Source organism: Pseudomonas sp. 43mfcvi1.1 (genome assembly GCF_900115935.1).
GTDB lineage: Bacteria > Pseudomonadota > Gammaproteobacteria > Pseudomonadales > Pseudomonadaceae > Aquipseudomonas > Aquipseudomonas bijieensis.
Genome location: NZ_UETT01000001.1, coordinates 379,231 through 397,618 on the forward strand (window position 1 = coordinate 379,231; position 18,388 = coordinate 397,618).

17 protein-coding genes are annotated in these 18,388 nt (G+C 62.0%); 4 read left to right on the forward strand and 13 right to left on the reverse strand.

Features of this window, described 5'->3' with window-relative positions:
• Window positions 1-118: 118 nt before the first annotated feature.
• The 8 genes from ccoP (DTP52_RS01710) to ccoN (DTP52_RS01745) form a co-directional block, all read right to left on the reverse strand.
• A complete protein-coding gene (gene ccoP / locus DTP52_RS01710; protein ID WP_109751560.1) occupies window positions 119-1,102 on the reverse strand; it encodes a cytochrome-c oxidase, cbb3-type subunit III in 984 nt (327 codons plus the stop codon).
• The gene (locus DTP52_RS01715) at window positions 1,099-1,284 is read right to left on the reverse strand and encodes a CcoQ/FixQ family Cbb3-type cytochrome c oxidase assembly chaperone (RefSeq protein WP_003183474.1); all 186 of its coding nucleotides are present in this window, start codon (window positions 1,282-1,284) and stop codon (window positions 1,099-1,101) included. The genes ccoP (DTP52_RS01710) and DTP52_RS01715 overlap by 4 nt, the downstream gene beginning before the upstream one ends.
• Window positions 1,285-1,289: 5 nt before the next feature.
• Complete coding sequence (gene ccoO / locus DTP52_RS01720) at window positions 1,290-1,898, reverse strand: cytochrome-c oxidase, cbb3-type subunit II (protein ID WP_018925301.1); 609 nt, start codon at window positions 1,896-1,898, stop codon at window positions 1,290-1,292.
• Complete coding sequence (gene ccoN, locus DTP52_RS01725) at window positions 1,898-3,340, reverse strand: cytochrome-c oxidase, cbb3-type subunit I (RefSeq protein WP_063322203.1); 1,443 nt, start codon at window positions 3,338-3,340, stop codon at window positions 1,898-1,900. Before ccoN (DTP52_RS01725) ends, ccoO (DTP52_RS01720) begins: the two co-directional genes overlap by 1 nt.
• 482 nt (window positions 3,341-3,822) lie before the next feature.
• Window positions 3,823-4,776, reverse strand: coding sequence for a cytochrome-c oxidase, cbb3-type subunit III (gene ccoP, locus DTP52_RS01730; protein ID WP_109751561.1), 954 nt, complete (start codon window positions 4,774-4,776; stop codon window positions 3,823-3,825).
• Window positions 4,773-4,976, reverse strand: a complete 204-nt coding sequence (locus DTP52_RS01735; protein WP_109751562.1) for a cbb3-type cytochrome c oxidase subunit 3 — start codon at window positions 4,974-4,976, stop codon at window positions 4,773-4,775. Before DTP52_RS01735 ends, ccoP (DTP52_RS01730) begins: the two co-directional genes overlap by 4 nt.
• A 3-nt stretch (window positions 4,977-4,979) precedes the next feature.
• Window positions 4,980-5,588 (reverse strand): cytochrome-c oxidase, cbb3-type subunit II, encoded by a 609-nt coding sequence (gene ccoO, locus DTP52_RS01740; protein WP_109751563.1) that lies wholly within the window; start codon window positions 5,586-5,588, stop codon window positions 4,980-4,982.
• 10 nt (window positions 5,589-5,598) lie between these two features.
• On the reverse strand, window positions 5,599-7,023 hold the full coding sequence (ccoN, locus tag DTP52_RS01745) for a cytochrome-c oxidase, cbb3-type subunit I (RefSeq protein WP_047227191.1): 1,425 nt from the start codon (window positions 7,021-7,023) through the stop codon (window positions 5,599-5,601).
• 95 nt (window positions 7,024-7,118) lie between these two features.
• Here ccoN (DTP52_RS01745) and DTP52_RS01750 point away from each other — a divergent pair, with 95 nt between their 5' ends.
• Window positions 7,119-7,811: an alpha/beta family hydrolase gene (locus DTP52_RS01750; protein ID WP_109751564.1), complete on the forward strand. Its 693-nt coding sequence runs from the start codon at window positions 7,119-7,121 to the stop codon at window positions 7,809-7,811.
• Window positions 7,812-7,980: 169 nt separating this feature from the next.
• Here the strand turns inward: DTP52_RS01750 and DTP52_RS01755 are convergent, their stop codons facing one another.
• The 3 genes from DTP52_RS01755 to acnA form a co-directional block, all read right to left on the reverse strand.
• Window positions 7,981-9,546 carry a PAS domain-containing methyl-accepting chemotaxis protein gene (locus DTP52_RS01755; RefSeq protein WP_109751565.1) on the reverse strand — a complete coding sequence of 522 codons (1,566 nt, stop codon included), beginning with the start codon at window positions 9,544-9,546 and terminating at the stop codon, window positions 7,981-7,983.
• An 87-nt stretch (window positions 9,547-9,633) separates the two neighbouring features.
• Window positions 9,634-10,422 (reverse strand): CPBP family intramembrane glutamic endopeptidase, encoded by a 789-nt coding sequence (locus DTP52_RS01760; RefSeq protein ID WP_109751566.1) that lies wholly within the window; start codon window positions 10,420-10,422, stop codon window positions 9,634-9,636.
• A 125-nt stretch (window positions 10,423-10,547) separates the two neighbouring features.
• On the reverse strand, window positions 10,548-13,289 hold the full coding sequence (gene acnA, locus DTP52_RS01765; RefSeq protein WP_109751567.1) for an aconitate hydratase AcnA: 2,742 nt from the start codon (window positions 13,287-13,289) through the stop codon (window positions 10,548-10,550).
• A 172-nt stretch (window positions 13,290-13,461) separates the two neighbouring features.
• On the opposite strand from acnA, the gene rlmM reads away from it, so the two are divergent.
• Together rlmM and tusA are read left to right on the forward strand one after the other, a co-directional pair.
• Window positions 13,462-14,571 carry a 23S rRNA (cytidine(2498)-2'-O)-methyltransferase RlmM gene (rlmM, locus tag DTP52_RS01770; protein WP_109751568.1) on the forward strand — a complete coding sequence of 370 codons (1,110 nt, stop codon included), beginning with the start codon at window positions 13,462-13,464 and terminating at the stop codon, window positions 14,569-14,571.
• A gap of 137 nt (window positions 14,572-14,708) precedes the next feature.
• On the forward strand, window positions 14,709-14,960 hold the full coding sequence (tusA, locus tag DTP52_RS01775) for a sulfurtransferase TusA (RefSeq protein ID WP_109751569.1): 252 nt from the start codon (window positions 14,709-14,711) through the stop codon (window positions 14,958-14,960).
• Here tusA and DTP52_RS01780 read toward each other — a convergent pair.
• Window positions 14,957-16,360 carry an MATE family efflux transporter gene (locus tag DTP52_RS01780; RefSeq protein WP_109751570.1) on the reverse strand — a complete coding sequence of 468 codons (1,404 nt, stop codon included), beginning with the start codon at window positions 16,358-16,360 and terminating at the stop codon, window positions 14,957-14,959. The genes tusA and DTP52_RS01780 overlap by 4 nt on opposite strands.
• Window positions 16,361-16,652: 292 nt before the next feature.
• On the opposite strand from DTP52_RS01780, the gene pdxB reads away from it, so the two are divergent.
• Window positions 16,653-17,795, forward strand: coding sequence for a 4-phosphoerythronate dehydrogenase PdxB (gene pdxB / locus DTP52_RS01785; RefSeq protein ID WP_109751571.1), 1,143 nt, complete (start codon window positions 16,653-16,655; stop codon window positions 17,793-17,795).
• Window positions 17,796-18,019: 224 nt separating this feature from the next.
• Here the strand turns inward: pdxB and DTP52_RS01790 are convergent, their stop codons facing one another.
• Complete coding sequence (locus DTP52_RS01790; RefSeq protein WP_003199629.1) at window positions 18,020-18,199, reverse strand: PA1571 family protein; 180 nt, start codon at window positions 18,197-18,199, stop codon at window positions 18,020-18,022.
• Window positions 18,200-18,388: the final 189 nt, after the last annotated feature.

Below are 18,388 nucleotides of genomic sequence, written 5' to 3' on the forward strand. Positions count from 1 at the left end.
CGTTACTACTCGTGTGGAGGGGCGGCAAGCGCAACAGATTTGCCCAGGTTTTTCAGCCGGCAACAAAAAGGCCCCGCCAATCGGATTGGCGGGGCCTTTGGTGTATCAGCTACTTGCCTTACTGGGCGTCAGCGGCCGGAGCCTTTTCGCCGTGTGACAGGCTGTAGACATAGGCCGCCAGCAGGTGGACCTTGTCGTTCCCTTGCAGGTCGGCCTGGGCCGGCATCTGGCCCTGACGGCCGTAGCGGATGGTCTGCTGCAGTTGAGCGAAGCTCGAACCGTAGATGAACGCCGCCGGATGCGTCAGGTCAGGTGCGCCCATGGCAGGCGTACCCTTGCCGGCTGGACCGTGGCAGGCCACGCAGTTGGCCGCGAACAGCTTCTGGCCATTGGCCGGATCGGCCTTGGCGCCTTCCGGCAGTTTGCGACCGTGCAGGCTGGTCACCAGGTAGGAAGCCACGTCGGCCACGCCCTGTTCGCCAACCACGGCAGCCCAGCCCGGCATCACGGCGTGACGGCCGCCCATGATGGTGGTCTTGATGGTTTCCGGCTCACCGCCCCAGCGCCAGTCGGCGTCGGTCAGGTTGGGGAAGCCATAGGCACCCTTGGCGTCGGAACCGTGGCAGACCGAGCAGTTGGAGGCGAACAGGCGGCCACCCATCTTCAGGGCTTGCGGGTCCTTGGCGACTTCTTCGATCGGCATGGAGGCGAATTTGGCGAAGATCGGCCCGAACTTGGCGTCCGAGCGGGCCATTTCCTTTTCCCACTCATGAACGCCTGTCCAGCCGGTCTGGCCGTTGGCGAAGGCGGTCTGCTTTTCGGTGTCCAGGTAGTTATAGCCGGGCAGCAGGCCTTTCCAGTTGCCCAGGCCAGGGTAGAGCACCAGGTAACCGAGGGCGAACACGATGGTGCCCACGAACAGCATGAACCACCATTTCGGCAGCGGGTTGTCGTACTCCTCGATCCCGTCGAACGAGTGACCGACGGTCTCGTCCGTTTGCTCGGCGCGCTGGCCCTTGCGGGTCGACAGCAACAGCCAGGTCAGGGCGAAGATCGTTCCCAGGCTGAGGACTGTGACGTACAGACTCCAGAATGTAGTCATTCTTTGTTACTCCTAGAAGCTTGCTCGACGTGCTTGATGGCTTCGGGATCGTCCGCGAACGGCAGCAAGGTCGCGTCGTCAAACTCCGACTTGCGCTTGGGGCTGAACACCCACAGGGCCAGACCGATGAAGGCCACCATCACGACGACGGTGCCCAGGCCACGAATCATCCCGATATCCATCTAAATCACCGTTTGCTTTTGATGATGGTGCCCAGGCCTTGCAGATAGGCCACCAGCGCGTCCATTTCAGTCTTGCCCTTGACCGCATCCTTGGCACCGGCGATGTCTTCGTCGGTGTAAGGCACGCCCAGGGTGCGCAGGACTTCCATTTTCTTGGCGGTGTCTTTGCCGTCGAGCTTGTTTTCTACGAGGAACGGGTAGGCCGGCATTTTCGACTCGGGCACCACGTTGCGCGGGTTGTACAAGTGCGCACGCTGCCAGTCGTCGGAGTAGCGGCCGCCAACGCGGGCCAGGTCCGGACCGGTACGCTTGGAACCCCACAGGAACGGGTGGTCCCAGACGCTTTCACCGGCCACCGAGTAATGACCGTAGCGTTCGGTCTCGGCGCGGAACGGACGGATCATCTGCGAATGGCAGCCGACACAACCGTTGGCGATATAGATGTCGCGGCCTTCCAGTTCAAGGGCGGTCCGCGGCTTCATGCCTTCGACCGGCTTGTTGGTCACGTCCTGGAAGAACAGCGGGACGATCTGGGTCAGGCCGCCGATGCTCACGGCGATGACCATGAAGAAGGCCAGCAGGCCGATATTCTTCTCTACTGCTTCGTGCTTCATCAGTGAGCTCCAACTACGGCGATCTTGGCGGCGGCTTCAGCTTCAGCCGGGTCAGAGGCACGAACGGTGCGGTACACGTTGTAGGCCATCAACAGCATGCCGCTGGCGAAGAACGCGCCGCCCAGGGCACGGACGATGAAGCCAGGATGGCTGGCTTGCAGCGCTTCGACGAACGAGTAGGTCAGGGTGCCGTCGTCGTTGATCGCACGCCACATCAGGCCCTGGGTGATGCCGTTGACCCACATCGAGGCGATGTAGAGCACGGTGCCGATGGTTGCGAGCCAGAAGTGCGCGTTGATCAGGCCGGTGCTGTGCATCTGCGCACGACCGAACAGTTTCGGGATCATGTGGTAGATGGCGCCGATGGAGATCATCGCCACCCAGCCGAGCGCACCGGCGTGTACGTGGCCGATGGTCCAGTCGGTGTAGTGGCTCAGGGAGTTGACGGTCTTGATCGCCATCATCGGACCTTCGAAGGTCGACATACCGTAGAACGCCAGCGACACCACCAAAAAGCGCAGGATCGGGTCGGTGCGCAGCTTATGCCAGGCGCCCGACAGGGTCATCATGCCGTTGATCATGCCGCCCCAGCTTGGTGCCAGCAGGATGATCGACATCGCCATGCCCAGGGACTGGGCCCAGTCTGGCAGTGCGGTGTAGTGCAGGTGGTGGGGACCGGCCCAGATGTACAGGGTGATCAGCGCCCAGAAGTGCACGATGGACAGGCGATAGGAATAGATCGGACGTTCGGCCTGTTTCGGCACGAAGTAGTACATCATCCCCAGGAAGCCGGTGGTCAGGAAGAAGCCCACGGCGTTGTGGCCATACCACCACTGGATCATCGCATCCGTCGCGCCCGAGTAGGCCGAGTACGACTTGAAGAAGCTGACCGGCAGGGAAGCGTGGTTGACGATGTGCAGCATGGCAGTCACGACGATGAAGGCACCGTAGAACCAGTTACCGACGTAGATGTGCTTGGTCTTGCGTTTGACGATGGTGCCGAAGAACACCAGACCGTAGGTCACCCAGACAATGGCCAGCAGGATAGCCAGGGGCCATTCCAGCTCAGCGTATTCCTTGGTGGTGGTATAACCCAGTGGCAGGGTCACGATCGCACCCACGATAACCGCTTGCCAGCCCCAGAAGGTGAAGGCGGCGAGGCTGTCGGAGATCAGTCGCGTTTGGCAGGTTCGCTGCACGACGTAGTAAGAAGTGGCAAACAATGCACAACCACCGAAGGCGAAGATCACCAGGTTGGTGTGCAGCGGGCGCAGGCGTCCAAATGTCGTCCATGGCAGATCGAAGTTCAACTCCGGCCAGACCAGTTGCGAGGCGATGAAGACACCGAGCCCCATGCCAAGGATCCCCCAGACCACCGTCATGATGGCGAACTGGCGGACTACCTTATAGTTATAAGCAGTCGGACTGATTGCTGTGCTCATTCTAAGGTTCCACGGTTTGGGTGTTTTATTAGGATAAAAATCGGTCGCAAGTATGGAGAAAGCGGGGGGTCATTGCAACGCGCCATGACCTGGGTCAATGCTTTCCGAAGCTGATTCTGCGGCCTTTCCATGTTCCGTGTAGGGACAAAAATGGCCCACGGCAAAATGTCGCAACGAAGGAAAGAGGCGAGGGGGGCAGGTCGGTTGTAACGGGGTGTGTTCGAACACAACGTTCGGGTGATGCCAGGCAACTGTCGCAACAGCCGGTATTCACCTGCCTTTGCGGCCTTTTTGACGAACGATTGTCGAACGCATCGGGTCGGGTCGACCTGAAACCGGCAGTCGCCAGCGCACGCAAAGGCAAGCTTAGACGCGATTGCGGGGAACCGAAAGGAAGACTATGGGAGGGGTGCGACAATGCGTCGCGCAGGGACACAAAACAGCCGCATCCAGATGAATGCGGCTGTTTATGCGGTCAGGATTTATTCGCTTTTGTGTTCGGCTTGCAGGCGCTCTGCACCGGCCGTGTGGGACAGGCTGTAGACGTAGGCGGCAAGCAGTTGCACCTTGTCATTGCCCAACAACTCACTCTGCGCCGGCATATGGCCCTGGCGACCATGGCGAATGGTCTGCTGCAATTGGGCCAGGCTGGTGCCGTAGATGAAGCCGGCCGGTTGCGTCAGGTTCGGCGCACCCATGGCTTCGGTCCCTTGGCCATTGGCCCCGTGGCAGGCGACACAGGTGGTGTTGAAGGCCTGCTGGCCGGCTTGCAGGTCGGCACTGCTGTCCGCTGGCAGCGGCAGGCCGGCCAAGTCGTGGCGTACGTACGCGGCCACGTTCTTGACTCCGGCTTCCCCCAGCACTTCGCCCCAGGCCGGCATTGCCGCCATGCGACCGCCCATGATGGTGGTCTTGATGGTGTCGGCAGCGCCGCCCCAGCGCCAGTTGCTGTCGGCCAGGTTCGGGAAGCCGAAGGCGCCCTTGGCGTCCGAGCCGTGGCAGACCGAGCAGTTGGAGGCGAACAAACGGCCACCCATCTTCAGGGCCTGTGGGTCCTTGGCGACTTCTTCCACGGGCATGGCGGCGAACTTGGCGAAGATCGGCCCGAACTTGGCGTCGGCCTTGGCCATTTCCTTTTCCCATTCATGGGCGCCAGTCCAGCCGTTCTCGTAGCCTGGCAGGATGCCTTTCCAGTTGCCCAGGCCTGGATAGAGGACCAGGTAGCCGACGGAAAACACCAGGGTGCCGGCGAACAACAGGAACCACCACTGCGGCAGCGGGTTGTCGTACTCCTCGATGCCGTCGAAGCTGTGGCCCATGGTCTGGTCGACGCTGCCCTTGGTCTCGCCCTTGCGAGTGCCGATCAGCAGCCACGTCAGGCCGATGAGGCTGCCGATGGTCAGTACGCAGATCCACGTACTCCAGAAGGTGGTCATGGCCGGGTACTCCTTGTTGCAGGGTCTTGGGGGGTGGCGATATCGGCGGACGGCTCGTCGGCGAACGGCAGCAGGCGCGCCTGGGCGAATTCCGGCCCGCGCTTGCTGCTGAATACCCACAGGGTCAGGCCGATGAAGGCGATGAACACCACGACGGTGCCCAGGCCGCGGATCATTCCTGTACTCATTTCAAGAACCATGGCTCACCTCTTGCTCTTGATGGCAGTGCCGAGCACTTGCAGGTAGGCCACCAGCGCGTCCATTTCGGTCTTGCCCTTGAGCGAGGCCACGCTGCCCGTGATGTCGTCGTCGGTGTACGGCACGCCCAGGGTGCGCATGGCGCGCAGCTTGCCTTCGGTGTGGCTGCTGTCCACCGCTTGGCTAACCAGCCACGGATAGGCCGGCATTTTCGATTCGGGCACGACGTTGCGCGGGTTGTACAAGTGGGCGCGGTGCCAGTCATCGGAGTAACGCGCGCCGACCCGGGCCAGGTCCGGTCCGGTCCGCTTGGAACCCCACAGGAACGGGTGGTCCCAGACGCTTTCGCCGGCCACCGAGTAGTGGCCGTAGCGCTCGGTCTCGGCGCGGAACGGACGGATCATCTGCGAGTGGCAGCCGACGCAGCCTTCGCGGATGTAGATGTCGCGGCCTTCCAGTTGCAGGGCGGTGTAGGGCTTCATGCCGTCCACCGGCTTGTTGGTCACGTCCTGGAAGAACAGCGGGACGATCTGGGTCAGGCCACCAATGCTCACGGCCAGGACCATCAGCAGCATCAGCAGGCCGACGTTTTTTTCGATTGTTTCGTGTTTCATGGTGGACTCCTCAGGCCATCTGCGCGGCAGCGGCGGCTTCGGCAGGCTGGTAGGCCCGCACGGTGCGCCAGGTGTTGTAGGCCATCAGCAGCATGCCGAGGAGGAAGATCGCCCCGCCCGCCAGCCGTACGATGAAGCCAGGGTGGCTGGCCACCAGGGTTTCGACGAAGGAGTAGGTGAGCGTGCCGTCCTCGTTCACTGCGCGCCACATCAGGCCCTGGGCGATGCCGTTGACCCACATCGAGGCGATGTAGAGCACGGTGCCGATGGTCGCGAGCCAGAAGTGCGCATTGATCAGGCCGATGCTGTGCATCTGTGGCCGGCCGAAGACTTTCGGGATCATGTGGTACAGCGCACCGATGGAAATCATCGCCACCCAGCCGAGTGCACCGGCATGTACGTGGCCGATGGTCCAGTCGGTGTAGTGGGAGAGGGCGTTGACGGTCTTGATCGCCATCATCGGACCTTCGAAGGTCGACATGCCGTAGAACGCCAGGGACACCACCAGGAATCGCAGGATCGGGTCGCTGCGCAACTTATGCCAGGCACCCGACAGGGTCATCATGCCGTTGATCATGCCGCCCCAGCTTGGCGCCAGCAGGATCAGCGACATCACCATGCCCAGGGACTGTGCCCAGTCCGGCAGCGCGGTGTAGTGCAGGTGGTGTGGGCCGGCCCAGATATACAGGGTGATCAGCGCCCAGAAGTGGACGATGGACAGGCGATAGGAATACACCGGACGTTCGGCCTGCTTCGGCACGAAGTAGTACATCATCCCCAGAAAGCCTGCGGTGAGGAAAAAGCCCACGGCGTTGTGGCCGTACCACCATTGCACCATCGCATCCGTGGCCCCGGCGTACACCGAGTAGGATTTGGTGAAGCTCACCGGCAGTTCCAGGTTGTTGACGATGTGCAGGATCGCCACAGTCAGGATGAAGCCGCCGAAGAACCAGTTACCGACGTAGATGTGCTTGGTGTTGCGCTTGGCCACGGTACCGAAGAACACGATGGCGTAGGCCACCCAGACGATGGTGATCAGGATGTCGATCGGCCATTCCAGTTCGGCGTATTCCTTGGAACTGGTGTAGCCCAGTGGCAGGCTGATGGCCGCCAGCAGGATCACCAGTTGCCAGCCCCAGAAGCAGAACGCGGCGATTTTCGGCGCGAACAGCTGTGTCTGGCAGGTGCGTTGCACCGAGTAGAACGAACTGGCAAACAACGCACAGCCGCCAAAGGCGAAGATCACTGCGTTGGTGTGCAGTGGGCGCAGTCGGCCGAAGCTGGTCCAGGGCAAATCGAAGTTGAGCTGTGGCCAGACCAATTGGGCGGCGAGAAAAACCCCGAGCCCCATGCCGACGATGCCCCACACCACCGTCATAATGGCGAATTGGCGGACCACCTTGTAGTTGTAGGCGGTACTGATAGAAGTGTTCATGGTTCCCCATCCACGGTTCAGCCGAAGTGAGCGCCTGCGCAAGGCAGTGCGGCGTCTTCGCCTGGAGTTATAGGCAGACTAAAAGCGAGGCAAGCATGGACAAACAGCACAAGGCCAGTATTGACGGGGATCAATGGGTGCGGTGCGTGGAAGAACATGGCTGGCTGTGGACGGCCGCGCAGCCGGGCGTTCGCGCCACGCCCGCGACCCTGATCCTGGCCCACGGTGCCGGTGCTCCGATGGACAGCGGTTTCATGGAAGAAATGGCCGCGCGCCTTGCCGCGCATGGGGTCAACGTGTTGCGTTTCGAGTTCCCCTACATGGCCCTGCGGCGCCTGGATGGGGGCCGGCGCCCACCCAACCCGACACCTAAGCTGCTGGAATGCTGGCGTGAGGTGTACGCCACGGTGCGGCCTTATGTCGCTGGACGGCTGGCCATTGGCGGCAAGTCCATGGGCGGGCGGATGGCGAGTTTGCTGGCCGACGAATTGGGGGCCGACGCGTTGGTGTGCCTGGGCTATCCCTTCTATGCGGTGGGCAAGCCGCAGAAACCGCGAGTCGAGCACCTGGCGACGTTGAAGACCCGGGCCTTGATCGTCCAGGGCGAGCGCGATGCGTTGGGCAATCGTGGGGCGGTGCAGGGATATACATTGTCACCCAGCATCGAGGTGATGTGGTTGGTGGCGGGCGATCATGATTTGAAACCGCTGAAGGCTTCGGGGTTTAGCCATGAGCAGCATCTGGAGGCGGCGGCGCAGGGAGTGGCCGGGTTCCTGTCTCAAGACTGATGCTGCCAGTCATGGCCTCATCGCGAGCACGCTCGCTCCCGCAGTGGAATGCATTTGAATGAGCGACTCACAACCCCTGTGGGAGCGAGCCTGCTCGCGATGGCGGCCCGCCAGGCAATAAAAAAACCGGACGCTTTCGCTGTCCGGGTTTTTCTGTTCCAGCCAACGATCAGCGGTTAAACCGCTCCACCAACGAATACTGCGTATTGGCCGTGCGGGTCAGTTCTTCGCTGAGCAGCGCCGAGCTGTGGGCCTGGCCCGAGGTCTGGTCGGCCAGTTCCGAGATGTTGCTGATGTTGCGGCTGATCTCTTCGGCCACCGAACTCTGCTCTTCGGTAGCGGCAGCGATCTGTGTGGTCATGTCGGTGATGTTGGCCACTGCTTCGCTGATCCCCACCAGCGCCGCGTCCGCCTCCATGACCCGCGCCACGCCTTCTTCGGCCTGCCGATGGCCGGCGTCCATGGTCTGCACGGCGTTGGTGGCGGTCTGCTGGAGCTTGGCGATCAGGGCGTGGATCTGCCCGGTGGATTCGCTGGTGCGTTGCGCCAATTGCCGCACTTCATCGGCCACTACGGCAAAGCCGCGGCCCATTTCCCCGGCGCGGGCCGCTTCGATGGCGGCGTTGAGGGCCAGCAGGTTGGTCTGGTCGGCGATGCCTTTGATCACGTCCACCACGCCGCCGATCTCGTCGCTGTCCTTGGCCAGTTGGGTCACGGTCTGGCCCGTTTCGCCGACCACCACCGACAGACGCTCGATGGCGTCACGGGTTTCCCCGGCGATATCGCGGCCGCGGCTGGTCAGGCGATTGGCTTCCTGGGTGGCATCGGCGGTGCGCTGCACGTGGCTGGCGACTTCCTGGGTCGTTGCCGCCATCTGGTTGACAGCCGTGGCGACCTGTTCGGTCTCTACCCGCTGGCGCTCCAGGCCGTTGGAGCTGTCATGGGCCAGGTTGTTGGACTGGCGAGCCTGTTCGTTAAGGTGCTCGGCGGTGTCCTGCAGACGGGTCAGGCAGGTCTTCAGGCGCGCTTCCTGGCTGAGGATCGACATCTCCAGGCGTGCCTGGACGCCGCGGCTGTCGGTGTACATCCGGGCGATCAGCGGGTCGGACGTGGTTTGTTCGGCCAGGCGCAGCAGGCGCTTGATCCCGCGTTGCTGCCATTGCAGGCCCATCAGCCCCAAGGGCACTGACAGCACGGCCGCCAGGGCAAAGCCCCAGTGGGAATTCAGGAAGGCACCCACGACGAAGCTCAGTTGGCTGACCAGAATGAACGGCAGCCAGTCCTGTAGCATCGGCAGCCATTTGTCGCTGCCCGGAACCGCGGACTTGCCTTGGTTGATGCGTAGGTAAAGGGCTTCGGCGCGGCTGATCTGCTCGGCGGAAGGTTTGACCCGCACCGATTCGTAGCCGACCACCTGATTGCCCTCGAACACGGGCGTGACGTAGGCGTTGACCCAGTAATGGTCACCGTTCTTGCTGCGATTCTTGACGATGCCCATCCATGGCAAGCCTTGTTTGAGCATGCCCCACATGTGCGCGAACACAGCGGATGGGACATCGGGATGGCGCACCAGGTTGTGCGGCGAACGGATCAGTTCTTCCTTCGAATACCCGCTGATCTCGACGAACGCGTCGTTGCAGTAGGTGATTACGCCCTTGGTGTCGGTGGTAGAAATAAGTCGTTGCTGGGCCGGGAAGGTCCTTTCGCGTTGTGTGACGGGTTGGTTATTACGCATGGTGTGTAGATCCGCAAGGCTTTGAAAGGCTATGAAAGGTTGTCGGCGTCGTCAGGTTTTAGTTGAAGTTATTTTTGCCTGTCGCTATCACGCGAGCATCGGGTAGGTAAATAGGGCGAAATGAAGCAGGTTGAGCAGAAAGTGCGTGGCAATCGCCGCTCCCAGGCCACCAAAACGATACGCCAGGCCATAACCGACCCCCGCCAAGCCCGACAGCAGCACCCATTGCCACCCTGCGCCGGCGTGTACCAGGCCGAACAGCAGCGAGGCCAGGAGCAACGCCAGAGTGTCGCCATGGGCCAAATGTTTGAAGCGCTGGATCAAGCTCCCCTGAATGTAGCCACGAAACAGCGCTTCCTCCACGAGCGTCACCAATAAAAGATTATTGAGCATCCACAACCAGGCGTGATCCGGCCACTTCGGCGCCCAGTGGACCATGCCCAGCAGCACGGCTCCGCCGAGGGCCAGCAGCGCACTCACCGCCAGGCCCAGCGCCGTGGCCTGGACCGACAGGCGCAATGGGCGCCGGCCGACGATCCAGGGGCAGGCCAGTAACAGCCAGAAACCGATCAGCGGCTTGTCCTGGTTCAGGTACATCGCGAACGGTGCGGCATCGTCGGTCAGGCGTTGCGCCGGGATCACGCGCCCATTGAAGAACCCGGGCATCCAGTGCATGGCCAACGCCAATGCCATCACCGCGAAAAGGACGTGTCCGAGAAACCGACCCACCGGCATTTGCTGCTGACGAACCGCATACCCGGCAAACAGCAACAGCGCAATGGAAATGACCGCGGTCCAGGCCAGCTGGCCGTAGGCCAGGGCCAGGGTATAGCCAATGGAGAGGAGGGCCAGGTAGGGCCAGGGTAGGGCAGGCATATCACATCCTTTTGAGGCTGATGAACAGTTGTAGCGGGCAGGGCGGTCGGAACCGGCGGGATTATAGGCAGGCCCAAACGAAAACACCGCCCTTAAGCGGCGGTGTTTTCGTAGGACAGGTCTTTTTACGCTGCAATCAATTGCCGTAGGACATAGTGAAGGATCCCGCCGGCCTTGAAATACTCCACTTCATTCAAGGTATCGATCCGGCACAACACTTCGATTCGCTCTTGGCTGCCGTCCTCGCGGGTGATGACCAAGGGCAGGTTCATGCGCGGGGTCAGTTCGACGTCATTGAGTCCCAGGATGTCCAGGGTTTCCTTGCCCGTAAGGTTCAGGCTCTTGCGGTTCTGGTCGAGCTTGAACTGCAGCGGCAGCACGCCCATGCCCACCAGGTTGGAGCGATGGATGCGCTCGAAGCTTTCGGCGATCACCGCCTTGACCCCCAGCAGGTTCGTGCCCTTGGCTGCCCAGTCCCGGCTCGATCCGGTGCCATATTCCTGGCCGGCGATCACCACCAGTGGCGTGCCCGTGGCCTGGTACAGCATGGCGGCATCGTAGATCGGCATTCGTTCGCCGCTGGGGATGTAGATCGTGTTGCCGCCTTCTTCGCCGTCGAGCATTTCGTTGCGAATGCGGATATTGGCGAAGGTGCCGCGCATCATCACTTGGTGGTTGCCGCGTCTGGAGCCATAGGAGTTGAAGTCTCGCGGCTCTACGCCCTGTTCGCGCAGGTAGCGACCGGCGGGGCTGTCGGTCTTGATGTTGCCCGCCGGGGAGATATGGTCGGTGGTCACTGAATCGCCCAGCAGGGCCAGGACCCGGGCGCCCTCGACGTTCCTCACGGCCGGTGGCGGCCCGTCGATGTTGTCGAAGAATGGCGGGTGCTGGATGTAGGTCGAGTCGTCCTGCCAGACGTAAGTCGCCGCTTGCGGCACTTCGATGGCCTGCCATTGTTCGTCACCGGCAAACACGGCGGCGTATTCCTTGTGGAACATGCTGGTGTTGACCTGGGCCACGGCGGCAGCCACTTCCTGGCTGCTGGGCCAGATGTCCCGCAGGTACACCGGGTTGCCGTCCCGGTCGTTGCCCAGCGGCTCGCTGCTGATGTCGATGCGCACGGTGCCGGCCAGGGCATAGGCGACCACCAGCGGCGGCGAGGCCAGCCAGTTGGTCTTCACCAGCGGATGCACCCGGCCTTCGAAGTTGCGGTTGCCCGACAGTACCGAGGCCACGGTCAGGTCGGCTTTCTGGATGGCCTTTTCGATGGGCTCTGGCAGCGGCCCGGAGTTGCCGATGCAGGTGGTGCAACCATAGCCCACCAGGTCGAAGCCGAGTTTATCCAGGTACTCGGTCAGGCCGGCCGCCTTGTAGTAGTCGGTGACCACCTTGGAACCCGGCGCCAGGGAACTCTTGACCCAAGGCTTGCGGGTAAGGCCCTTTTCCACGGCTTTTTTCGCCAGCAGTCCGGCGGCCATCATCACGCTGGGGTTGGAGGTGTTGGTGCAGGAAGTGATGGCTGCGATCACCACCGCGCCGTTTTTCAGGCGATGAGTGTGGCCTTCGAACTCGTATTCGGTTTCTCCCACCTGATCGGCGTTGCCTACCGCGACGCCACCGCCACCTTCGCTTTCCAGACGACCTTCTTCCTTGCTGGTGGGTTTGACCTGCAACCCCAGGAAATCACTGAAAGCCTGGCCGACATTCGGCAGCGAGACTCGGTCCTGAGGGCGTTTGGGGCCGGCGAGGCTGGCTTCTACGCTGCCCATGTCCAGCTCCAGTGTGTCGGTGAACACCGGCTCCTGGCCGGGCAGGCGCCACAGGCCCTGGGCCTTGCAATAGGCTTCCACCAGTTTCACCGTTTCCGCTGGCCGCCCCGACAGGCGCAAGTAGTCCAGGGTCACATCGTCCACCGGGAAGAAACCGCAGGTGGCGCCATATTCCGGGGCCATATTGGCGATGGTGGCGCGGTCGGCCAGGGGCAGGTCGGCAAGACCGTCGCCATAGAACTCGACGAATTTGCCCACCACGCCTTTCTTGCGCAGCATCTGCGTGACGGTCAGCACCAGGTCGGTGGCGGTGATGCCTTCGCGCAGCTTGCCGACGAGTTTGAAGCCGATGACCTCGGGAATCAGCATCGACACCGGTTGGCCGAGCATGGCGGCTTCCGCCTCGATCCCGCCGACGCCCCAGCCCAGTACGCCGAGGCCGTTGATCATGGTGGTGTGGGAGTCGGTGCCCACCAGCGTGTCCGGGAAGGCGTAGGTGCGGCCGTCTTCCTCTTTGGTCCACACGGTGCGGCCCAGGTATTCGAGGTTGACCTGATGGCAGATGCCGGTGCCCGGCGGCACTACGCTGAAATTGTCGAAGGCGCTCTGGCCCCAGCGCAGAAAGGCGTAGCGTTCGCCGTTGCGTTGCATTTCGATGTCGACGTTCTGCTCGAACGCCTGGCTGCTGGCGAACTTGTCGACCATCACCGAGTGGTCGATCACCAGGTCCACCGGCGACAGCGGGTTGATCCGCTGGGGATCGCCGCCGGCCTTTTCCACGGCGGCGCGCATGGCGGCCAGGTCGACCACGGCGGGAACCCCGGTGAAGTCTTGCATCAACACCCGGGCGGGGCGGTATTGAATCTCGCGCTCGGAACGACGTTCCTTGAGCCACCCGGCCAGGGCCTTGAGGTCGGTGCCGGTGACGGTTTTTTCATCTTCCCAGCGCAGCAGGTTTTCCAGCAGTACCTTCAATGACATGGGCAGTTTGTCCAGGTCGCCCAGGCTTCGGGCGGCATCCGGCAGGCTGAAGTAGTGGTAGGTCCTGGCGTCGACTTGCAGGGTTTTAAGGGTTTTCAGGCTATCGAGGGACGGCATTGAAATGACTCCTTTGAGTCCGCACGGCTACGGACTGACGGAACGGACAGAGCCTTTAACCTAGCCCTGTTTTGAGCGTATGACTAATCACTGGACTCTATAGGCAGGTTCGGGGTTCCGAACTCCGCTATGATGCGCCGGTTTTCGTGACAGGCTTTGCTACGGAGTTTCAATGAACACGCTTTTTATGCACTGCCGGCCGGGCTTCGAAGGCGAGGTCTGTTCCGAGATCGCCGAACACGCGGCCCGGCTCAACGTGGCCGGCTACGCCAAGGCCAAACCGGCCAGCGCCTGCGCCGAATTTGTCTGCACTGAGGAGGACGGCGCCGAGCGGTTGATGCGTGGGCAGCGTTTTGCCGAGCTGATTTTTCCGCGCCAGTGGGCCCGTGGCACGTTCATTGATTTACCGGAAACCGACCGTATCAGCGTGATTCTGGCTCACATGGCTGACTTCCCGACCTGCGGCAGCCTCTGGCTGGAGGTGGTAGACACCAACGACGGCAAGGAACTGTCGAACTTCTGCAAGAAATTCGAAGGCCCGCTGCGCAAGGCATTGAGTGGCGCCGGCAAGTTGATGGACGATCCGTGCAAGCCGCGCCTGCTGCTGACCTTCAAGAGTGGCCGCGAAGTCTTCCTGGGCCTGGCGGACGCGGATAATTCGGCGATGTGGCCGATGGGCATCCCGCGCTTGAAGTTCCCCAGGGAAGCGCCGAGCCGCTCGACCCTCAAGCTCGAAGAAGCCTGGCACCATTTCATCCCCCGGGACCAGTGGGACGAGCGCCTGCACAGTGACATGACCGGTGTGGACCTTGGTGCCGCGCCGGGTGGCTGGACCTGGCAACTGGTCAACCGGGGCATGTTGGTGACGGCCATCGACAATGGTCCGATGGCCGAAAGCCTGATGGACACCGGCCTGGTGCAGCATCTGATGGCGGATGGCTTCACATTCAAGCCCAAGCAGCCGGTGGACTGGATGGTCTGCGACATCGTCGAGAAACCGGCGCGCAACGCGGCGATGCTGGAAGAGTGGATTGGCGAAGGGCATTGCCGCGAGGCGGTGGTCAATCTCAAGCTGCCGATGAAACAGCGCTACGCCGAGGTCAAACGCCTGCTCGAACGCATCGCCGAGGGCTTCAAGGCCCGGGGTATCAAGGTCGAGATCGGTTGCAAGCAGCTGTACCACGACCGCGAGGAAGTGACGTGCCATCTGCGGCGGTTGGATACCAATAAGCCCCGTGGGAGCAAAGCTGTGGGAGCAAAGCTTGCTCGCGATGAACGGTGACACGGTCTGGCAACTGAGGTGCCTGCATCGCGGGCAAGCCTTGCTCCCACAGTTTGGCTTTCACATGTTTGCGATTCCACAGGCTTTGCTCTCACCCGACATTGCGCGACAATACCGGCCAGTTTCAGGAGTAGAACATGAGTGAAATGAACAACACGCCGGTCGACGGCACGCTGGATGCCACCGGTCTCAATTGCCCGGAACCGGTGATGATGTTGCACCAGCATATCCGCGACCTGGCTCCCGGTGGGCTGCTGAAAGTGATCGCCACCGACCCCTCGACTCGCCGCGACATCCCCAAGTTTTGCGTGTTCCTGGACCACGAACTGGTGGCCCAGCAGGAAGAGGCGGGCACTTACCTCTACTGGATCCGTAAGAAACTCGCTTAATCCATCGAGCGGCTGAGGCGGATCTGCTTGCGCGCGCTACGTGCCAGGCGGATCGACAGCATCAGCGCCGCGCAGCTCAAGCCCACTATCAGGCCTTGCCACAACCCGCTCGGGCCGCTGGCTGCGCCGAGCCAGTCGGTCAGGCCCAAGGCGTAACCTACCGGCAGGCCGATGCCCCAATAGGCGAACAAGGTCAGGATCATCGTCACCCGGGTGTCCTGGTAGCCGCGCAACGCGCCCGCCGCCGTGACCTGGATCGCATCGGAAAACTGGAACAGCGCCGCGTAGACGATCAGCATCGACGCCACCTCGATCACCACCGGATCGGCGGTATAGATCGCCGCGATAGGTCCGCGCAGTGCGAACATCAGGCTTGCCGACAGACAGGCGTACGCCAAGGCCGTGCCCATCCCCACCCCGGCGGCGAAGCGCGCTTCGCGGGGCTGGCGCCGGCCCAGCGCCTGGCCGACCCGCACGGTGACAGCCATGCCCAGGGAATAGGGGATCATGAACACCAATGAACTGAAGTTCAGCGCGATCTGGTGCCCGGCCACCACCGTGGCGCCGAGGCTGCCGATCAGCAACGCGATCACTGCGAAAATACTCGATTCGGCGAACACCGCGATGCCGATCGGCAAGCCGATGCCCAGCAGGCGCTTGATGACGGCCCATTGCGGCCAGTCGAAACGGCTGAACAACCGGCTCGACTGATAGGCCGGTGCCCACCGGGCCCAACCGGCCATGCCCAGGGCCATGACCCACATCACGATGGCCGTGGCCCAGCCACACCCGACGCCGCCCATGGCGGGCACGCCCAGGTGCCCATAGATGAAGATGTAATTGAGCGGAATGTTCAGCGCCAGCCCGCACAACCCCAGCACCATCGCCGGCCGCGTGCGACCCAGGCCGTCGCTGAAGCAGCGCAGCACGTGATACAGCGCCACGGCCGGCAGGCCCGTGCCGATGCCTCGCAGGTATTCCATGCACGGGCCGATCAATTCAGGATCGACCTTCATGACGTGCAGGATCGGTTCGGCGCTGAACAGCGCCAGCGTCGCGATCAACCCCACCACCAATGCCAACCACAGCGCCTGGCGTACCAGCGGCCCGATCTCGTTGAACGTCCCGGCACCGAAACGCTGGGCAACTTTTGGCGTGGTCGCCAGCAATGTGCCGGTCATCAACAGGAACACCGGCACCCAGATCGAGTTGCCCAGTGCCACCGCCGCCAGGTCTCGTGGACCGACCCGACCGGCCATCACCGCATCGACGAAGCCCATGGCGGTGGTCGCCAACTGCGCGACCATGATCGGCAGGGCCAGGGCCAGCAACGTCTTGAATTCCAGGTGAACCCGGGCCGGGCGGGAGAGGGTGGTGGGGGTGTCGATCACAGGATTCACAGGGCAAGCGTCCGAAAAGGTTAAGCGCAAGGCGGCGAATTCTACGCTTTGACGCAGTGGTCAGGAAAAAACCTGTGTTGTGGATTTGTAATCGCTTTTTCAGTTTTCGAGCACCTGTGGGAGCAAGGCTTGCCCGCGATGAAGCTGATGCGGCCTCCCAAGGAACCGAGGCGCCTGCATCGCGAGCAAGCTTTGCTCCCACATAATCCCTCGCCACAACATCATTCGCTCCGGGTAATGCACAGGTCCAACGGAACGCCTACACTGCCCATCCCGCCAAAGGAGCTTCGCCATGCTGATCGTCGCCGACGAAAACATTCCCCTGCTCGATGCATTTTTCCAAGGGTTCGGCGAAATTCGCCGGGTTCCGGGCCGGGGGATCGACCGGACGATGGTCGAGCAAGCCGATGTGCTGCTGGTGCGTTCGGTCAGCCAGGTCAATCGAGCCTTGCTGGAAGGCAGCAAAGTGCGCTTTGTCGGCACCTGCACCATCGGCACCGATCACCTGGACCTGGATTATCTGGCCGAGGCCGGCATTCGCTGGGCCAGCGCACCCGGCTGCAATGCCCGTGGCGTGGTGGACTATGTGCTGGGCAGCCTGATGACCCTGGCGGAAATCGAAGGCGTGCAGCTTAAGCAGCGCACATTCGGCGTGGTCGGTGCAGGCCAGGTGGGCGGGCGGTTGATCGAGGTGCTTAAGGGGCTTGGCTGGACCGTGAAGGTCTGCGATCCGCCGCGTCAGGCTGCCGAAGGGGGCGACTATGTGAGCCTGGAACAGATCATCGAACAGTGCGATGTGATCAGCCTGCACACACCGTTGACGCGCGACGGCGAGCAACCGACCTGGCACCTGTTCGACGAAGCGCGTCTGAACCAACTCAAGCCCGGGACCTGGCTGATCAATGCGGCCCGTGGGCCGGTGATCGATAACGCTGCGCTGCGCGAGGTGTTGCTGGAGCGCGAAGACTTGCAGGCGGTGCTGGATGTCTGGGAGCAGGAGCCCACCGTGGACGTGGACCTGGCGGACTTGTGCGTGATCGCCACCCCGCATATTGCCGGTTACAGCCTCGATGGTCGCCAGCGTGGCACCGCCCAGATCTACCAGGCCTTGTGTGCTTTCCTGGAGCGGCCGGTTGAAGTCAGCCTCAGCGACCTGTTGCCTCGGCCCTGGCTGGGCGGTATCACCCTGGACGCCGAAACCGACCCGGCCTGGGCCTTGGCGGCGCTGTGCCGGAGCGTGTACGACCCGCGTGTTGACGACGCGAACTTTCGTCGCAGTCTGGTGGGCACGGTCAGCGAGCAACGCAGCGCGTTCGATGCTTTGCGCAAGCATTATCCGCCACGGCGGGAGATCGACAGCTTGAAGGTTCGTATCGAAGGGCAGTCCCCGACCTTGCAGCAGATCGTCACCGCGCTGGGCGCCACCATCGTCTAGACGCCTTTTGTGGCGAGGGGATTTATCCCCGCTGGGCTGCGCAGCAGCCCCATGGTTCAAAACTGACACACCGGATTCGTCAGATTTCAGGGAGTGCTTCGCACCCCAGCGGGGATAAATCCCCTCGCCACAGGTTTTGTGTCGGACCAGAGATCAATGGCAGCCTTGTCTTCCAGGCATAAAAAACCCGACATCAAGGTCGGGTTCAATCGAGACGGGCTGTATCACTTTTGTTCGGCAGGCTTGACCAGTCGTTTTTCCAGCTCGCTGCAGGCTTTCTGGATCATGTCCTCGGTGATCGGTACTTCGCGCCCTTGGGCATCGATGAACGAGCAGCCCAGAGACTGATCCGGTTGCGTGCGGATTACTTGAATCTTGTCGTCGCTGCTGTGTTGCAAGGACATGGCCTGTCTCCTCATCAGGTTGTGTGCCTACTTTAATGTCGCCAGGTGACCGAGCCATGACACTCCTTGTAGGTTCATGGCGACACCTCCACTCAATCAGAAACACAGTTGCGTTTCCAGCCAGACTTTAGACCGATAACATCTAGCCCCTAGTCGTTGTGGTCATATTTAACCTGACTCATTCTGATT